Below are 17,528 nucleotides of genomic sequence, written 5' to 3'. Positions count from 1 at the left end.
GGATTTCCAGCGCTGAACTACGCTTGAAATCCAATCATCATACGATATGACTATTTTCAAACAGCTTCACTGAGAACACGCTTCAACGCTTTTCAAACCTTGCTCAAAAAAATAACAAGGAGTCATCTGATGAAACGTCGTTTCGGGATTCGTACCCTGTGCAGCACTGCCCTGGCGGTCACTGCGTTCAGCCTGAGCAGTGCGCTGCTCGCCGCCGACGCGGTGAAAATCGGCTTTCTGGTCAAGCAGGCCGAAGAGCCGTGGTTCCAGACCGAATGGGCTTTTGCCGAAAAAGCCGCCAAGGACAAAGGCTTTGAACTGATCAAGATCGCCGTGCCGGATGGCGAGAAGACCCTCTCGGCGATCGACAGCCTGGCCGCCAACGGTGCCAAGGGTTTTGTGATCTGCCCGCCGGACGTGTCCCTCGGCCCCGCCATCATGGCCAAAGCCAAGATCAACGATCTGAAAGTGATTGCCGTCGATGACCGTTTCGTCGACGCCAACGGCAAATTCATGGAAGACGTGCCGTACCTGGGCATGGCCGCGTTCGAAGTCGGCCAGAAGCAGGGCGCCGCCATGGCCGCCGAAGCGAAAAAGCGTAACTGGGACTGGAAAGACACCTACGCGGTGGTCAACACCTACAACGAACTCGATACCGGCAAGAAGCGCACCGACGGTTCGGTTGATGCCCTGAAAAAGGCTGGCATGCCGGCGGATCACATCCTCTTCGCCGCGCTGAAAACCCTCGACGTACCGGGCAGCATGGACGCCACCAACTCGGCGCTGGTGAAACTGCCGAGTGCGGCGAAAAACCTGATCATCGGCGGCATGAACGACAACACCGTGCTTGGCGGCGTGCGCGCGACCGAAGCGGCCGGGTTTGCCGCGAGCAACGTGATCGGCATCGGCATCAACGGCACCGACGCCATCGGCGAATTGAAAAAGCCTAACAGCGGCTTCTTCGGGTCGATGCTGCCAAGCCCGCACATCGAAGGCTACAAGACCGCCGAGATGATGTACGAGTGGATCACTGCCGGCAAAGAACCGCCGAAATACACCGCCATGGATGACGTCACCCTGATCACCCGCGAAAACTTCAAGCAAGAGCTGGAAAAAATCGGCTTGTGGAACTGAGGCAGCGACGGCCCGGGCAGCCGGGCCGTTTTTCGGTGTGAAGAGGTGGCTTTATGCACGCGCAAGTACAGACACAAGAACAACAACATGGCGCCAGCGGCAGCCTGCGTTTCAACGGGATCGGCAAGACCTTTCCCGGCGTGAAAGCGCTGGATGGCATCAGCTTCGTCGCTCACCCAGGCCAGGTTCATGCCCTGATGGGCGAGAACGGTGCGGGCAAGTCGACGCTGCTGAAGATCCTCGGTGGCGCCTATATTCCGAGCAGCGGCGAGCTGCAGATCGGCGAGCAGGCGATGGCCTTCAAATCGACTGCCGACAGCATTGGCAGCGGCGTTGCGGTGATTCACCAGGAGCTGCATCTGGTCCCGGAAATGACCGTCGCCGAGAACCTGTTTCTCGGACATCTGCCGGCCAGTTTCGGTTTGATCAATCGCAGTGAACTGCGCCAGAAGGCCTTGAATTGCCTGAAAGGCCTCGCCGACGAAATCGATCCGCAAACCAAGGTCGGCCGCTTGTCGCTGGGCCAGCGGCAATTGGTGGAAATCGCCAAGGCGTTGTCGCGCGGTGCTCACGTCATCGCTTTCGACGAACCGACCAGTAGTCTTTCGGCACGCGAAATCGATCGTTTGATGGCGATCATCGGGCGCCTGCGCGACGAAGGCAAAGTGGTGCTCTACGTTTCCCATCGCATGGAAGAAGTGTTCCGCATTTGCGATGCCGTGACGGTGTTCAAGGACGGCCGCTACGTGCACACGTTTGAAGACATGAGCCAGCTGACCCACGATCAACTGGTGACGTGCATGGTCGGTCGCGACATTCAGGACATCTACGATTACCGCCATCGCCCCCGTGGCGCCGTGGCGTTGAAAGTCAACGGTCTGCTTGGCCCGGGCCTGCGCGAGCCGATCAGCTTCGAAGCGCACAAGGGCGAAATCCTTGGCTTGTTCGGGCTGGTCGGGGCAGGGCGTACCGAGCTGTTTCGCCTGCTCAGCGGCCTGGAGCGCAACACCGCTGGCCGCCTTGAATTGCGCGGCCATGAGCTGAAACTGCGTTCCCCCCGTGACGCGATTGCCGCCGGCATTCTGCTCTGCCCGGAAGATCGCAAGAAGGAAGGCATCATCCCGTTGGCCAGCGTTGCCGAGAACATCAACATCAGTGCCCGTGGTGCGCATTCCGGGCTCGGTTGCCTGATTCGCGGCCTGTGGGAAAAGGGCAACGCCGACAAGCAGATCAAGGCCCTGAAAGTGAAAACCCCGCACGCCGGCCAGCAGATCAAGTTCCTTTCCGGCGGCAATCAGCAGAAGGCCATTCTCGGCCGCTGGCTGTCGATGCCGATGAAGGTTTTGCTGCTCGACGAACCGACCCGTGGCATCGACATCGGCGCCAAGGCCGAGATCTACCAGATCATTCATAACCTCGCCGCCGACGGTATTTCGGTGATCGTGGTATCCAGCGATCTGATGGAAGTGATGGGCATTTCCGACCGCATCCTGGTGCTGTGCGAAGGCGCCCTGCGCGGCGAAGTCAGCCGCGACCAGGCCAATGAATCCAACCTGCTGCAACTGGCTTTGCCACGCCACCGCGCTGACGGCGTGGCGAACTGAGAGGTGACTATGATGACTACCCAAAACGAAACCCTGCCGAACGAGCGCAAACCGCTGGACCTGCGGCGCTTCCTCGATGACTGGGTCATGCTGCTGGCGGCGATCGGCATCTTTGTCGCCTGCACGCTGCTGATCGACAACTTCCTCTCGCCGCTGAACATGCGCGGTCTGGGCCTGGCGATTTCCACCACCGGCATCGCCGCGTGCACCATGCTTTACTGCCTGGCGTCGGGACACTTCGACCTCTCGGTTGGTTCGGTGATTGCCTGTGCCGGCGTGGTCGCGGCGGTGGTGATGCGTGACACCAACAGCGTGTTTCTCGGGGTCAGTGCGGCGCTGGTGATGGGCCTGATCGTCGGGCTGATCAACGGCATCGTGATTGCCAAGTTGCGCGTCAACGCGTTGATCACGACCCTGGCGACCATGCAGATCGTTCGCGGTCTGGCCTATATCTTCGCCAACGGCAAAGCGGTCGGCGTTTCGCAGGAATCCTTCTTCGTCTTCGGCAATGGCCAGCTGTTCGGCGTGCCGGTGCCGATCCTGATCACCATCGTCTGCTTCCTGTTTTTCGGCTGGCTGCTGAACTACACCACTTATGGGCGCAACACCATGGCCATCGGTGGCAACCAGGAAGCGGCGCTGCTGGCGGGCGTCAACGTCGACCGCACCAAGATCATCATCTTCGCTGTGCACGGTGTGATCGGCGCGCTGGCAGGTGTGATTCTGGCGTCGCGGATGACCTCCGGGCAGCCGATGATTGGCCAGGGTTTTGAACTGACGGTGATCTCGGCTTGCGTACTGGGCGGTGTTTCCCTTAGCGGCGGTATCGGCATGATCCGCCATGTGATTGCCGGGGTGTTGATTCTGGCGATCATCGAGAACGCGATGAACTTGAAGAACATCGATACGTTTTATCAGTATGTGATTCGGGGTTCGATTCTGTTGCTGGCCGTGGTCATTGACCGCCTGAAACAACGCTGACACCCCCTCACCCCTGTAGGAGTGAGCCTGCTCGCGATAGCGTCCTTTGAGCCACATTGCAGCTGGATGTGCTGACGTCATCGCGAGCAGGCTCACTCCTACAGGGATCGCATAAACCTTTCTCCATCGGTCACTTCCCACAAATATCGCTTGCCCGCCGCGCCGCGTTTCGGTTATCAATTTGTACATGATTAGACAGGTACGATTCGACAAGAAACAACGGGTGGTCGACGAGCTCGTCCGGCGCATCGAAAGCGGTCTCATGGAGGACGGCTTTCTGTTGCCCGGCGAACATCAGTTGGCTCAAGAATTCCAGGTCAGCCGTGGCACCTTGCGTGAGGCGCTGGCCGAACTGAAGCGGCGCAAGTACATCGCCACGCAGAGCGGGGTCGGCTCCATCGTCACCTTTGACGGGGTTGCGCTGGATCAGCGCAGCGGCTGGGCGCAGGCGCTGGCCGACAGCGGGGCGCTGATCAATACCGAAGTGTTGCGCCTCGAAGCCGTGACTCGCCCGGATCTGCTGGTGCGTTTCGGCACCGATCAATTCATCACCCTCGACCGTCGTCGGCGCGCCACCGACGGTACGCTGGTGTCTCTGGAACGTGCATTGATGCCGGCCAACGGCGGCCTGGAAAGCCTGCCCCGCGTCGGTCTGATCGACAATTCCCTGACCATCACCCTGGCCGCCTACGGCTACATCGGCGAGCGCGGCGATCAGTGGATCGGCGCCGAGCCGCTGAATGCCGAAGACGCCGAACTGCTTGGGCGCCCGGCTGGCACGGTGTTTCTCAAAGCCCTGCGCACCACCTACGACCGGCAGAACCGTTTCATGGAACAGGTCGAAAGCCTGCTCGACCCGGTGCACTTTCGTCTGCACCTGCAATTCGGAGAATCGAAATGACCGCGCTCAACCGTGCGCTTGGCGCTTTCTACGGTCTGGCCCTGGGCGATGCGCTGGGCATGCCGACGCAGTCGCTCGATCGCGAAACGATCAAGGCACGTTTTGGCGAGATCACTGATCTGCAGGACGCAGGTCCCTTGCAACCGATCGCCGCGAACATGCCCAAAGGCTCGATCACCGATGACACCGAGCAGGCGATCCTGGTCGGCGAGCTATTGGTCGAGGGTCACGGCCGTATCGAGCCGGCGGTCCTCGCCCAGCGCTTGATCGAATGGGAAGCCGAGATGCAGGCCAAAGGCTCGCAGGACTTGCTCGGCCCGTCGACCAAACGCGCCATCGAAATGATCCTTGCCGGGCATTCCCCTGAAGAAGCCGGGCGCTACGGCACTACGAACGGCGCGGCGATGCGCATCACCCCGGTGGGGATCGCCGCGAACGTGGCCAATCCCGAGCGCTTCGTCGCGTCAGTGGTGCAGGCGTGTCAGGTGACCCACAACACCACGTTGGGAATTTCCAGTGCGGCTGCGGTGGCGGCGGTGGTCTCGGCCGGGATCAACGGCGTCGATCTCGGCGAAGCGCTGAACCTCGGTCAGCAGATCGCCCAGCAAGCCGAAGCCCACGGGCACTGGGTCGCCGGTGGGCGCATCGCCTCGCGGATCAGTTGGGCGCGCAGCATCAGCGTCGACAGCGACAAGGCGTTGCTCGCCGATCTGCTCTACGACGTGATCGGTACTTCGGTAGCGTCGCAGGAGTCGGTGGTGGTCTCATTCGCCCTGGCCCAGCAAGTGGCCATTGGCGAGATGACTGCATTCGAAGCGCTGTGCATGGCTGCCAGCCTGGGCGGCGACACCGATACCATCGCGGCGATTCTCGGCGCCATGCTCGGGGCCTGCCTGGGGCTTGAGTGCTGGCCTGAACAGATGATCGAGACGGTGAAAGCGGTTAATCAACTGGAGCTCGAGCCATTGGTGCAGGGGCTGTTGGCCTTGCGTTGACTGGCTGGCCTCTTCGCGAGCAGGCTCGCTCCCACAATTGGAATGCATTTCCTTGTGGGAGCGAGCCTGCTCGCGAAAGGGGCGGCGCATTTCTAAAGAATTCACACAGCAATGGATCGCACAGACAGGCCTCGGAAGGCCAATTGTCTTGTCGTTTTGCATCATTGCCACAACCACAAAAAAGGCAAACAGGAGCATCTTCATGAGTTCATCAACCGCCGGGCAAAGCGTCGGGCAACTGGAAACCCGCGGCATCGAGCCGGTGCCGGAAGCCGAGTGCAACGGTCATCCGCTGCAACTGTTCTGGGTCTGGTTTGCTGCCAATATTTCCATTCTCGGCTTGCCGCTGGGTGCCACGCTGGTAGCGTTTCGCGGACTGGCGATCTGGCAGGCGATCATTGTCGCCATCCTCGGTGCCGCCGGTTCTTTTGCGGTGGTCGGCATCATTTCGATTGCCGGACGTCGTGGCCGCGCGCCGAGCCTGACGCTGTCGCGGGCGATCTTCGGCGTACGCGGCAACATCGGCCCGACACTGGTTTCGCTGATGTCGCGTCTGGGTTGGGAAACCGTCAACACCACCACTGCGGCGTTCGTGCTGCTCTCGCTGTGTTCGATTCTGTTCGGCTCGCCGGTCGAGGCGAAAAGTGCGCCGGTACTGACGCTGATCTTTATCGCTATCTTCGTCCTGCTGACGTTGGCGGTGTCCGGCCTCGGCCACGCGACGTTGTTGGTAATCCAGAAGTGGGCGACCTACGTGTTCGGTGCGCTGAACATTCTCGTCGGTGGTTTTCTCTGCGCAACCATCGACTGGAGTGCGGTGTTCAACGCCACGCCGGCGCCGCTGAGCGCGATGATCATCGGTATCGGCACCATGGCTGCCGGCACCGGCATCGGCTGGGCCAACGCCGGCGCCGACATGTCGCGCTATCAGCACCGCAGCGTCAAGGCGGTGCGGCTGGTGGCGTCGGCGGCATTCGGCGCGGGCATTCCGCTGGTGCTGCTGATCACCCTCGGCGGCTTGCTCTCGGTGGGCAACAATGACTTGGCTTCGGCGACTGACCCGATCGTCGCGATCCGCGACATGCTGCCGACCTGGATGGCCGTGCCGTACCTGATCACCGCATTCGGTGGCCTGCTTCTGTCGAACAACCTGTCGGTGTACTCCGCCGGCCTGACCACGCTGACCCTGGGCCTCAAGGTCAAACGCGTCTATGCGGTGGTGGTGGATATCGTCGCGATCTTCGCCGGCTCGATCTACTTCATGCTGATCGCGGAGAGTTTCTACGGTCCGTTCATCACCTTCATTTCCCTGCTGGCGGTGCCGATTACTGCGTGGGTGGGAATTTTCGTGGTCGACCTGATTCACCGCCACTACTACAGCCCCAAAGACCTGCTCGACGTCAGCCCGAGCAGCGCCTACTGGTATCGCGGCGGCATCGAGTGGCGTGCGTTCGGCGCCTGGGCGATTGCAATTGTGCTCGGCTTCAGCTTCACCACCATCGGCACCACGGCGGAAAACGTCTGGTTCAAGGGCTTTCTGTCCGACTCCTGGCTGGGCCACAACGGCCTCGGCTGGATCGTGACCTTCGTCGTCGCCGGTGGCATTTACCTGATACTTGGCGGTGCGAAAGATCGCCGCGCCGCGCAACCCGAGAATGCTCATGCCTAAGATGTTGCACACCGGCCAGGTCATCATCGACCTGGTCATGGCGGTGGATAAACTGCCGCAGATTGGCGGCGATGTGCTGGCGCAATCGGCGGGTTTCGAGGCGGGCGGCGGTTTCAATGTGATGGCGGCGGCGGTGCGCAACGGCTTGCCGGTGGTCTATCTCGGCCGCCATGGCAGCGGGCGCTTCGGCGATCTGGCACGCCAAGCGATGCAGGCGGAAGGTATCCGCATCGGCATCCGCGAACCGGCGGAGCGCGACACCGGTCTGTGCGTGGCGCTGACCGATGCCTCGGCCGAACGCAGTTTCATTTCCTACATCGGCGCCGAAGGCGAGGTGACCGCGGAGGATTTGAACAGCGTGCCTGCCGAGGCCGGCGATTACGTTTATCTGAGTGGTTACAGCCTGCTGCACGAGGGCAAGGCGCAGGCGTTGCTCGACTGGACACTGGCGCTGCCGGGATCGGTCAATGTGGTGTTCGACCCGGGACCGCTGGTGGAATCGCCGGACGCGCCGATGATGCAGGCGTTGCTGCCGCACATCGATGTGTGGACCAGCAACAGTGTCGAGGCGCTGCGCTTTACCGGCGCTGATGAGATTGGCGTGGCAATGGATCGTCTCGCGAAATTTTTGCCTGAAGATGTGCTGATGGTGGTGCGCGACGGGCCGCAGGGTTGCTGGATTCAACAGCGTGGCGAGCGTCGACAAGTGCCGGGGTTTGCTGTGAAAGCAGTGGACAGTAATGGTGCTGGCGATGCGCATGCCGGGGTGTTTGTTGCCGGGCTGGCGCAGGGGCTGGATGCGCTGGAAGCGGCGCGGCGGGCCAATGCCGCAGCAGCGCTGGCGGTGACTCGGTGGGGGCCGGCGACATCGCCGGGGACGGCTGAGGTTGATGAGTTTATCCGCGAGTCCCGCGGCGACTGATCCTCGGCCATCGCGAGCAGGCTCGCTCCCACAGTGGATCTGTGTCGTACACAAATTTCCGGTAGGAGCTGCCGCAGGCTGCGATCTTTTGATCTTGAAAGGCGAAAGATCGCAGCCTGCGGCAGCTCCTACGGTGGGGGCGTTTAGCCAGCCTTGCGCAACGCCTCGATCAACTCCTGCTTGCGCATCGACGAGCGTCCCGGAATGTTCTTCGCCCGGGCTTCCTTCATCAGGCTATCGACCGTCTGCGTATCCTTCGAGGTCTCGCTGTTGCGCGAGTGGCCCTTGCGACTGGCCACCGCGCGGCGCGATGACTCCTTGCGCTCTTGCGACTTGGCGCTCGCCGGTTTTTTGCGCCCAGAGCCGCCGGATTTCTCACCACCACCGGATTGCTTGTTCACTGTCGCCCAAGCGCGCGCCTCGGCTTCATCTTTCGACGCGCCCCTTTTCTCGTAGCTGTCTTCGATGTGCTCGGCTTTGCGCTTCTGTTCGCTGGTGTATTTGTCTTTGCTTCCACGAGGCATGGGATTTCTCCTTGCGTCAGGATGTGGTGCGTTGCGCCGAAGGCTGCGAATCTCTCGAGACGAATCACACGTTCACTGTCGAGAGTCCGCAGCCCCAATCAGCGTCAGCTATCGAGTTTCTTTGCCGCTTCAACCCCGGCTGAACTGAGCTTGATCGGCAGGTTCAGCGAATGTTCGCCCGCTTCGCTCAGGGTCACATGACCATGGTGAATCAGCCCGCGATCCTGCAGGGCGGCGAGGGCGCTGGCCACGACTTTCTCGCCCCGGTAATTGTCCAGCACCTCCTTGCCCAGACCATTGGGATGCGCGTGGAGCAGGCGGGTGAGGACTTCTTTTTCCAGGTCTTTGTCGACGTTCATGGTTACCTCTTCATGGGAGTGAATAGGGCGCTCGCGTCGGCGAACTACTGACCGGCACCTTCGGAACCGGAGCCACCGGTGGTGGTTTTCGAGCCGACACCGGGGCCGGCATTGTCAGGCGGAGTGGCAGGAGAATCAGGCGTGTTCATGCCGCCCTGACGTCCAGGATCGCTGCCCTGAGTGCGCGGGTCGGTGCCGGTGGCTGGCGGCTGATTGATCAGCGGCACGCCGGAGCCATCGGTGTTCACACCGGGGGCACTGTTGATGGCGGGCGCACGTGGCGGGGTCGGATCGGTAGGGCCAGTGCCTGCTGCCGTGGAGGCGGCGAACACCGCGGGGCAGAGCAGGGCGCTGAAGACTAAAGCGGTCAACCTTGACGAGATCATAGGGCTTCTCCAGTGATTGGAATCCATACACTTGGTTGGTCAGCCCTTGTGTCGGATTGGTGCCTGATGATCGACGAACGGTCTTCACTGATGTTGCGTGTGCGCCGTTCAGACGATGCCGATCTCTTCCTTGAACTGCTCCATGAAAGCCTTCAGTCGCTGATGACGAATCTGTGCCAGACGCTGGCCGGTCGCAGTCTGAAAGCCGTCGGCCAGATGCAGCAGTTTGGTCTGGAAATGATCGAGGCAAAAACGCGTGTCGTCGTACTCGCGTTCACGCGCTTCGGGATCCTGCGGATCGTACAGCGCCGAGCCCATGCGCCCGGCAACGTAGAATGTTCGGGCAACGCCGAGCATGCCCAGCGAGTCGAGGCGATCGGCGTCCTGGACGATTTTCGCTTCAACGGTCAACGGGGTGATCTTGGCGGAAAAACTGTGGGCTTCGATGGCGTGGGCAACGTTGCTGATTTTCTCGTCGGGCCAATTCATTTCCTTCAGCACGGATGAAGCTTTGTCCGCTGCCAGACGTGAAGCCTGGGAGCGCAGTGGCGAGTTTTTCTCGACCGCTACGCAATCGTGCAGCAGCACGGCGGCGAGTAACACTTCGAGATCGCCGCCTTCGGTTTCATGCACGGTGCTTGCGTTGTGCCAGACCCGTTGCAGGTGAGCGAGGTCGTGGGCGCCGTCGTTCGAGGGTTCCAGTGCGTGCCGAATCAGCGCTGATGCCAGTGTTTCCATCGGCGCAAAACAGTTAACGGTCATAAGCATCCTTTCAGAATGTGCGGTATCAACTGTGGGAGCGAGCCTGCTCGCGAAGACATTATGTCAGTTGACTCGAGGCTGGCTGGAAGGACGCTTTCGCGAGCAGGCTCGCTCCCACAGGGGCAGCAGTGTTCACCAAATTGGGCAGGTCAGGATGTTTTGCCATGTGACGAGCGCCGCTGCGCGCCTTAGTATGGCGCTTTAATTTGCAGACAAGGCCCGTCCATGACGATCGAAATCCGCCCGGCGACTCCCAGCGATGCGCCGCAAATCCTCGCCTTTATCACCGAACTGGCAGATTTCGAGAAGGCCCGTCACGAAGTCATCGCCAGCGTCGCCGACATCGAACGCAGCCTGTTCGGTGAAGGCGCTACCGCCCATGGCCTGATCTGTCTGCGCGACGGCTTGCCCATCGGCTTCGCGGTGTTCTTCTTCAGTTACTCAACCTGGCTGGGCAGCAATTGCCTGTACCTCGAAGACCTCTACATCACCCCCGAACAACGCGGCGGCGGCGCCGGCAAGACCCTGCTGCGCCACTTGGCGAAAATCGCCTGCGCCAACGACTGCGGCCGCTTCGAATGGAGTGTGCTGGAGTGGAACACCCCGGCTATCGAATTCTACAAATCCCTCGGCGCGCAACCGCAGGAGGAATGGGTGCGGTATCGCATGGATGGCAAGGTCTTGCGCGAGTTCGCTGCAGGTAACTGACGCCTGAAAGATCGCAGCCGTCGGCAGCTCCTGTTTACCTCTGTAGGAGCTGCCGAAGGCTGCGATCTTTTTTTGCCAGTATCCCAGAATATGGGATTGATATTTATATATTGAGATTTTAGCTCGCCCGGGTTTATAGTCCGTCGCACTCACTGCCAAAAACAAAACAGGTGAAGCGATGCAGGCGCAATTGATCGCGCTCGATTGGGGGACAACCTCATTACGTGCTTACAAACTCGCGGCGGACGGTGTGGTGCTGGAGCAGCGTGCACTGTCGTCCGGGATCATGCAGTTGCCCAAGACCCCGCGAATCATCCACGGTCATGAATGCGCCGATGGTTTTGAACTGGCCTTCGACGAGGCCTGCGGTGACTGGCTCGACGCTCAGCCGGATTTGCCGGTGATCGCTTGCGGTATGGTCGGGAGTGCCCAGGGCTGGCGCGAAGCGGCTTACTGCGAGACGCCGGCGGACGTCGCCCATCTCGGAAATTCCCTACAGACCGTTATCAGTCTTCGCGGCACGCCAGTGCATATCGTCCCGGGCGTGATCCAGCGTTCGCGCCTGCCGAATGTGATGCGTGGCGAAGAAACCCAGGTCCTCGGCGTGCTGCAAAGTCTGCCGGCCGAGGCGGGTAACAATCTGCTGATCGGCCTGCCGGGCAGCCACTCGAAATGGGTAGAAGTGGTCAATGGCCGCATCACGCATTTCGACACCTTCATGACTGGCGAAGTCTTCGCCGTACTCAGCGAACACAGCATTCTTGGCCGTACCCAACAGCCGAGCGCGACCTTCGATGCGCAGGCGTTCGATCGCGGCGTGCAAATCGCGCTGTCGGCGGATGCTGAGCTGGGTGTGCTGTCGACCCTGTTCAGCGCCCGCACCCTCGGCCTCACTGGTGAACTGCGCCCGAGCGCTCAAGCGGATTATCTCTCCGGCCTGATGATCGGCCATGAGCTGGCCGCGCTTGCCAATGTGCAGCGGCGCCGGCGCAATCAAGCGAACCTTCCAGCGATCGTGCTCATCGGTAATGCGCAATTGTGCACGCGCTACCAACGCGCCCTCGACGCCTGCGGCTTTGCTCAGGTGACGCTAGCCGAGCAGGCGACCGAGCGTGGCCTGTGGCAACTGGCGCGCGCCGCCGGACTGATCGATTCCTCATCCCGTTAACCCTGACTGGAGGCCTGACATGCTCAAGCAAGCACTGGCACAAAACGGTCTGATCGCGATTCTGCGTGGCCTGCAACCGCAGGAAGCGGCGGCTGTCGGAGAAGTCCTTTATTCCGCCGGATTTCGCGTCATCGAAGTACCGCTCAACTCCCCATCGCCGTACGAAAGTATCCGCATCCTGCGTGATGCGCTGCCCGCCGATTGCCTGATCGGTGCCGGCACCGTGCTCACCCCCGAGCAGGTCGAGCAGGTCAAAGCTGCTGGCGGGCAAGTGATCGTCATGCCGCACAGCGATGCCAAGGTGTTGCGCGCGGCGAAAGTGGCGGGGCTGTACCTGTCGCCGGGCGTGGCCACGCCGACCGAAGCCTTCGCCGCCCTGGCCGAGGGTGCGGACATTCTCAAACTGTTCCCGGCCGAGCAGATGGGGCCGGCAGTCGTCAAAGCCTGGCTCGCGGTGTTGCCGGCTGGCACGGTGCTGGCGCCGGTCGGCGGCATTACCCCGGACAACATGCAGGCCTTTATCGACGCCGGCGTGAAAGGCTTCGGCCTCGGTTCCGGCCTGTTCAAACCTGGCATGACGCCGGAACAGGTGGCCGAGAATGCCAAGGCCTATGTGGCCGCATGGAAAGCCCTGCGTTAAGACTTTTCGGCGCTGTGTGCGCTGCATCCGAACAAGAGCTGCATTTACAAAAAGAGAGCAGAGATGAAAATCACCAAACTCACGACCTTCATCGTTCCGCCGCGCTGGTGCTTCCTCAAGGTCGAAACCGACGAGGGCGTGACCGGCTGGGGCGAGCCCGTGGTCGAAGGGCGCGCACACACGGTCGCCGCTGCGGTGGAAGAATTGTCCGACTACCTGATCGGCAAAGACCCACGCAATATCGAAGACATCTGGACCGTGCTCTATCGCGGCGGCTTCTACCGTGGCGGCGCGATCCACATGAGTGCGCTGGCCGGTATCGACCAGGCCCTGTGGGACATCAAGGGCAAAGCCCTCGGCGTCTCGGTCAGCGACCTGCTCGGTGGCCAGGTGCGCGACAAGATCCGTGTGTATTCGTGGATCGGCGGCGACCGTCCGGCCGACACCGCGCGTGCGGCGAAAGAAGCAGTGAGCCGTGGTTTCACTGCGGTGAAAATGAACGGCACCGAAGAACTGCAGTTCCTCGATACCTTCGAGAAAGTCGACCTCGCCCTGGCCAACGTCGCCGCCGTACGTGATGCGGTCGGGCCGAACGTCGGCATCGGCGTCGACTTCCATGGCCGCGTGCACAAGCCGATGGCCAAGGTGCTGATGAAGGAACTCGACCCGTACAAGCTGATGTTCATCGAAGAACCGGTGCTCAGCGAAAATTACGAAGCGCTAAAAGAACTGGCGCCGCTGACCAGCACACCGATTGCCTTGGGCGAGCGTCTGTTTTCGCGCTGGGACTTTAAACGGGTGTTGAGCGAAGGCTACGTCGACATTATCCAGCCCGACGCGTCCCACGCCGGCGGCATCACCGAAACCCGCAAGATCGCCAACATGGCCGAAGCCTACGACGTCGCGCTGGCGCTGCATTGCCCGCTGGGGCCGATTGCGCTGGCGGCGTGTTTGCAACTCGACGCGGCTTGTTACAACGCGTTTATCCAGGAGCAGAGCCTCGGCATCCATTACAACGAGAGCAACGACTTGCTCGACTATGTGAAGGATCCACGGGTATTCGACTACGACCAGGGCTTCGTCAAGATCCCGAACGGCCCGGGACTGGGTATCGAGATCAACGAGGAATACGTAATCGAACGCGCCGCCGTCGGCCACCGCTGGCGCAACCCGATCTGGCGCCATGCCGATGGCAGCTTTGCCGAGTGGTGAGTCTCTGACTCGCTAGCATCAGATCGTTCCCACGCTCTGCGTGGGAATGCCTCAATGGACGCTCTGCGTCCGCTGCTGGGACGCGGAGCGTCCCGGGCTGCATTCCCACGCGGAGCGTGGGAACGATCAGTTCTCCGAGGGAGAGGAGATCTGCGTCATGACCTCAACAAACATAAAAAGAGGCATCTCTCATGCAAACGCATACCCTCTCCGGGCAGGCGTCTTTAGTCACGCCTAGCCGCAAGCGGTTTTTCATCATGGTGTTGCTGTTCATCACCGTGGTCATCAACTACCTCGACCGCAGCAACCTGTCGATTGCCGCGCCGGCGCTGACCAGTGAGCTGGGCATCGATCCGGTTCACGTCGGGCTGATCTTCTCCGCCTTCGGCTGGACTTACGCTGCCATGCAGATCCCCGGCGGCTGGCTGGTCGATCGCGTGCCGCCACGGATCCTTTACAGCGTCGCGCTGCTGCTGTGGTCGGTGGCCACAGTGATGCTCGGTTTCGTCAGCAGCTTCATCGCACTGTTCGTGCTGCGCATGGCCGTCGGTGCGCTGGAAGCGCCGGCCTATCCGATCAACAGCCGCGTGGTCACCACCTGGTTCCCTGAGCGCGAGCGCGCCACGGCGATCGGTTTCTACACCTCCGGGCAGTTCGTCGGTCTGGCCTTCCTGACCCCGGTGCTGGCGTGGCTGCAACACGAATTCGGCTGGCACATGGTGTTCGTCGCCACCGGCGCGGTGGGCATTCTCTGGGCCGTGATCTGGTACGCGGTGTATCGCGAGCCGCGCAATTTCAAAGGCGCCAATGAGGCGGAAATCGATCTGATCCGCGAGGGTGGCGGGCTGGTCGATATCCAGGCTGACGCGGCCAAGGTCAAGGCCAGATTCAGTTGGACCGATCTGGGTATCGTTCTCAGCAAGCGCAAGTTGTGGGGCATCTACCTCGGCCAGTTCTGCCTGAACTCGACGCTGTGGTTCTTCCTCACCTGGTTCCCGACCTATCTGGTGAAATATCGCGGCATGGACTTCATCAAGTCCGGCCTGCTTGCATCGCTGCCGTTTCTCGCCGCGTTCGTCGGTGTGTTGTGTTCGGGATTCTTTTCCGACTTCCTGATCCGGCGCGGCTACACCGTGGGCTTTGCGCGCAAATTGCCGATCATTGGCGGTCTGTTGATTTCGACCTCGATCATCGGCGCCAACTTCGTCGAGTCGACGCCGCTGGTGATCGCCTTCCTCGCCCTGGCATTTTTCGGTAACGGTCTGGCGTCCATCACCTGGTCGCTGGTCTCGACGCTGGCACCAGCGCGCTTGCTCGGTCTGACCGGTGGCGTGTTCAACTTCATCGGCAACCTCTCGGCGATCGCTACGCCGATCGTGATCGGCTTCCTCGCCAGCGGTGATTCGTTCGCCCCGGCGATCACTTACATCGCCGTGCTCGCGCTGGTCGGTGCCTTGTCCTACGTGCTGCTGGTGGGCAAGGTCGAGCGTATCGAGTTGTAGTGCTCAGCGTCGGGCGACCATAATGCCGCCCGTTCCTTCGCTCAACGGTAAAAGGCTGGATATGCAGGAAGACGCCCCGGAAAAAACCAAGGACGCCGCGCCCACCGGCACCCAGACGCTGTTGCGCGGCCTCGGTGTAGTCCAAGCGGTGGCCAGCGGCGCGCGTGATCTCAAGGAGATTGCCCGGCTGATCGGCACCACGCGCAGCACCACCCATCGTCTGGCCAGTTGCCTGGTCGATGAGCGCTATCTGCGCGTGGCGCCGCAAATCGGTTATCTGCTTGGGCCGAAACTGATCGAACTGGGCTTTCAGGCCCGCGAAGAGTTGCCGCTAGTGACCTTGGCCGGACCGTTTCTGGATGAGTTGTCGGCGCTGACCGGCGATACCGTGCATCTGGGCATTCGCGAAGGCGATGAAGTGCTGTATCTGCTGAAGAATCCGGGGCGCAACGGCCCGGAAATGCGTTCGCGGGTCGGCCATCGCATGCCGCTGGTGCGCACCGGGATCGGCAAGGCATTGATGCTCGATGACTCGCCGCAGGACTGGCGGCGGCTGTACGACATCAGCCTGCCAGCGGGTGGCAAAAGTCAGTTCTGGCCGCAGCATCCCCAGCAATCGTGGGAACAGCTCGAACAGCGCATGGGCGAATACGTCGCCGGTGGTTACGCCTTCGATCTGGAAGACAACGAACCGTCGATCCGCTGCGTGGCGGCGCCGATTCGCGATGCGAGCAAGGGCATTGTTGCCGCGATCAGCATCGCCAGCACCGTGCCGTACATGCCGCTGGAAAAAATGGCCGAGTTGATCCCCCTGCTCAAAGGGGTCACAACCCGGCTGTCGGCGGAGCTTGGCTTGAAGGTGTAAGCCGTGAAGGTTTAAGCCTTCAGCGTCGCCATGTCGATGACGAAACGGTACTTCACGTCACCGGCAATCATCCGCGCGTAGGCTTCGTTGATATTGCGGATGTCGAGCATTTCGATGTCGCAGGTGATGTTGTGCTCGGCGCAGAAATCCAGCACTTCCTGGGTTTCGGCGATACCGCCGATCAGCGAGCCGGCCAGTACGCGACGGCTCATCACCAGTTTGCCGGCGTGGACGGGCGGGTTCACCGGCTCGATCAGGCCCACCAGAATGTGCACGCCATCGAAGCGCAGGGTGTCGAGGTACGGATTGAGGTCGTGCTGCACCGGAATGGTGTCGAGCAAAAAGTCGAAGTAACCGGCCGCGGCCTTCATCTGCTCGGCGTCGGTGGAGACGATCACATGATCGGCGCCCTGACGACGACCTTCTTCCGCCTTGCTCGCCGAGCGCGTGAACAATGTCACTTCTGCGCCCATGGCCTTGGCGAACTTGATGCCCATGTGGCCCAGGCCGCCCATGCCGAGAATCCCGACCTTGTCACCGGCCTTCACGCCGTAGTGCTTGAGCGGCGAGTAGGTGGTGATGCCGGCGCAGAGAATCGGTGCGGCGCTGGCCAGCGCCAGGCGTTCCGGGATGCGCACGACAAAGTGTTCGCTGACCACGATGCTGTCGGAATAACCGCCCATGGTGTTGCTGCCATCGACCCGGTCCGGGGTGGCGTAGGTCATGGTCGGGCCTTCGAGGCAATATTGCTCGAGGTTCGCCTGGCACGCTTCGCAACTGCGGCAGGAGTCGACCATGCAGCCGACGCCAACCAGATCGCCTACCTTGTGACGGGTGACATTCGTTCCGACAGCGGTGACTTTTCCGACGATCTCATGGCCGGGCATCAGCGGATAAACGGCGATGCCCCATTCATTGCGTGCCTGATGGATGTCGGAATGGCAGACGCCGCAGTAGAGAATTTCGATCGCCACGTCGTCCGCGCGCGGGCTGCGGCGTTCGAATTTCATCGGGGCGAGGGGAGTAGTGGCCGATTGGGCGGCATAGCCGATGGCGGTGTACATGAGTGACCTCGCAAAAACAGTGACAAGTGAGGCGGTGAATTCTGGGCGCCAGACGCGGGTGCGGCCATGACGATTTCTCCGGGTCTCATGCCTAATCCTCCGGGATGCGGGTTGCGGCGGTCGCATTGGCCA

At 61.3% G+C, this 17,528-nt stretch carries 18 protein-coding genes; 13 read left to right on the top strand and 5 right to left on the bottom strand.

What is annotated here, in order from left to right; translation table 11 throughout:
• The first annotated feature begins 129 nt into the window (after positions 1–129).
• The 7 genes from J2Y90_RS24600 to J2Y90_RS24570 all read left to right on the top strand — a co-directional run bounded on the left by J2Y90_RS24600 (position 130) and on the right by J2Y90_RS24570 (position 8,206).
• Positions 130–1,134 (top strand): substrate-binding domain-containing protein, encoded by a 1,005-nt coding sequence (locus tag J2Y90_RS24600; RefSeq protein WP_253504326.1) that lies wholly within the window; start codon positions 130–132, stop codon positions 1,132–1,134.
• Positions 1,135–1,187: 53 nt separating this feature from the next.
• Positions 1,188–2,738 carry an L-arabinose ABC transporter ATP-binding protein AraG gene (gene araG, locus J2Y90_RS24595; protein WP_253504324.1) on the top strand — a complete coding sequence of 517 codons (1,551 nt, stop codon included), beginning with the start codon at positions 1,188–1,190 and terminating at the stop codon, positions 2,736–2,738.
• Positions 2,739–2,750: 12 nt separating this feature from the next.
• Positions 2,751–3,719, top strand: coding sequence for an L-arabinose ABC transporter permease AraH (araH, locus tag J2Y90_RS24590; RefSeq protein ID WP_123419098.1), 969 nt, complete (start codon positions 2,751–2,753; stop codon positions 3,717–3,719).
• Positions 3,720–3,906: 187 nt separating this feature from the next.
• Positions 3,907–4,620 carry a GntR family transcriptional regulator gene (locus tag J2Y90_RS24585; protein WP_253504322.1) on the top strand — a complete coding sequence of 238 codons (714 nt, stop codon included), beginning with the start codon at positions 3,907–3,909 and terminating at the stop codon, positions 4,618–4,620.
• Positions 4,617–5,615, top strand: a complete 999-nt coding sequence (locus tag J2Y90_RS24580; protein WP_253504320.1) for an ADP-ribosylglycohydrolase family protein — start codon at positions 4,617–4,619, stop codon at positions 5,613–5,615. The genes J2Y90_RS24585 and J2Y90_RS24580 overlap by 4 nt, the downstream gene beginning before the upstream one ends.
• A 202-nt stretch (positions 5,616–5,817) precedes the next feature.
• The gene (locus J2Y90_RS24575; RefSeq protein ID WP_253504318.1) at positions 5,818–7,284 is read left to right on the top strand and encodes a purine-cytosine permease family protein; all 1,467 of its coding nucleotides are present in this window, start codon (positions 5,818–5,820) and stop codon (positions 7,282–7,284) included.
• Positions 7,277–8,206, top strand: coding sequence for a PfkB family carbohydrate kinase (locus tag J2Y90_RS24570; protein WP_253504316.1), 930 nt, complete (start codon positions 7,277–7,279; stop codon positions 8,204–8,206). The genes J2Y90_RS24575 and J2Y90_RS24570 overlap by 8 nt, the downstream gene beginning before the upstream one ends.
• A gap of 143 nt (positions 8,207–8,349) precedes the next feature.
• Here J2Y90_RS24570 and J2Y90_RS24565 read toward each other — a convergent pair whose 3' ends face one another.
• From J2Y90_RS24565 to J2Y90_RS24550, 4 genes are all read right to left on the bottom strand, one after another.
• Positions 8,350–8,730: a Rho termination factor N-terminal domain-containing protein gene (locus J2Y90_RS24565; protein ID WP_253504314.1), complete on the bottom strand. Its 381-nt coding sequence runs from the start codon at positions 8,728–8,730 to the stop codon at positions 8,350–8,352.
• Between the two features lie 104 nt (positions 8,731–8,834).
• Positions 8,835–9,089 carry a hypothetical protein gene (locus J2Y90_RS24560; RefSeq protein WP_253504312.1) on the bottom strand — a complete coding sequence of 85 codons (255 nt, stop codon included), beginning with the start codon at positions 9,087–9,089 and terminating at the stop codon, positions 8,835–8,837.
• Between the two features lie 44 nt (positions 9,090–9,133).
• Positions 9,134–9,475: a hypothetical protein gene (locus J2Y90_RS24555; RefSeq protein ID WP_253504310.1), complete on the bottom strand. Its 342-nt coding sequence runs from the start codon at positions 9,473–9,475 to the stop codon at positions 9,134–9,136.
• Between the two features lie 108 nt (positions 9,476–9,583).
• Positions 9,584–10,237, bottom strand: a complete 654-nt coding sequence (locus J2Y90_RS24550; protein ID WP_253504308.1) for an HD domain-containing protein — start codon at positions 10,235–10,237, stop codon at positions 9,584–9,586.
• 225 nt (positions 10,238–10,462) lie between these two features.
• Here J2Y90_RS24550 and J2Y90_RS24545 point away from each other — a divergent pair, with 225 nt between their 5' ends.
• The 6 genes from J2Y90_RS24545 to J2Y90_RS24520 all read left to right on the top strand — a co-directional run bounded on the left by J2Y90_RS24545 (position 10,463) and on the right by J2Y90_RS24520 (position 16,332).
• Positions 10,463–10,945 carry a GNAT family N-acetyltransferase gene (locus J2Y90_RS24545; RefSeq protein WP_253504306.1) on the top strand — a complete coding sequence of 161 codons (483 nt, stop codon included), beginning with the start codon at positions 10,463–10,465 and terminating at the stop codon, positions 10,943–10,945.
• Between the two features lie 178 nt (positions 10,946–11,123).
• Positions 11,124–12,113 carry a 2-dehydro-3-deoxygalactonokinase gene (locus J2Y90_RS24540; RefSeq protein WP_253504303.1) on the top strand — a complete coding sequence of 330 codons (990 nt, stop codon included), beginning with the start codon at positions 11,124–11,126 and terminating at the stop codon, positions 12,111–12,113.
• 19 nt (positions 12,114–12,132) lie between these two features.
• Positions 12,133–12,753: a 2-dehydro-3-deoxy-6-phosphogalactonate aldolase gene (locus tag J2Y90_RS24535; RefSeq protein WP_253504300.1), complete on the top strand. Its 621-nt coding sequence runs from the start codon at positions 12,133–12,135 to the stop codon at positions 12,751–12,753.
• Between the two features lie 63 nt (positions 12,754–12,816).
• Complete coding sequence (dgoD, locus tag J2Y90_RS24530; protein ID WP_016770960.1) at positions 12,817–13,965, top strand: galactonate dehydratase; 1,149 nt, start codon at positions 12,817–12,819, stop codon at positions 13,963–13,965.
• A 191-nt stretch (positions 13,966–14,156) separates the two neighbouring features.
• Positions 14,157–15,467: an MFS transporter gene (locus J2Y90_RS24525; RefSeq protein ID WP_253504297.1), complete on the top strand. Its 1,311-nt coding sequence runs from the start codon at positions 14,157–14,159 to the stop codon at positions 15,465–15,467.
• 61 nt (positions 15,468–15,528) lie between these two features.
• Positions 15,529–16,332, top strand: a complete 804-nt coding sequence (locus J2Y90_RS24520) for an IclR family transcriptional regulator (RefSeq protein WP_253505336.1) — start codon at positions 15,529–15,531, stop codon at positions 16,330–16,332.
• 11 nt (positions 16,333–16,343) lie between these two features.
• On the opposite strand, the gene J2Y90_RS24515 is transcribed toward J2Y90_RS24520, so the two are convergent.
• A complete protein-coding gene (locus J2Y90_RS24515) occupies positions 16,344–17,396 on the bottom strand; it encodes an NAD(P)-dependent alcohol dehydrogenase (RefSeq protein WP_253504294.1) in 1,053 nt (350 codons plus the stop codon).
• Between the last annotated feature and the right edge of the window lie 132 nt (positions 17,397–17,528).

The organism is Pseudomonas koreensis (genome assembly GCF_024169245.1).
GTDB lineage: Bacteria > Pseudomonadota > Gammaproteobacteria > Pseudomonadales > Pseudomonadaceae > Aquipseudomonas > Aquipseudomonas koreensis_F.
The sequence above is the reverse complement of the archived record's forward strand: the minus strand, read 5'-3'. Positions and strand labels throughout refer to the sequence as shown.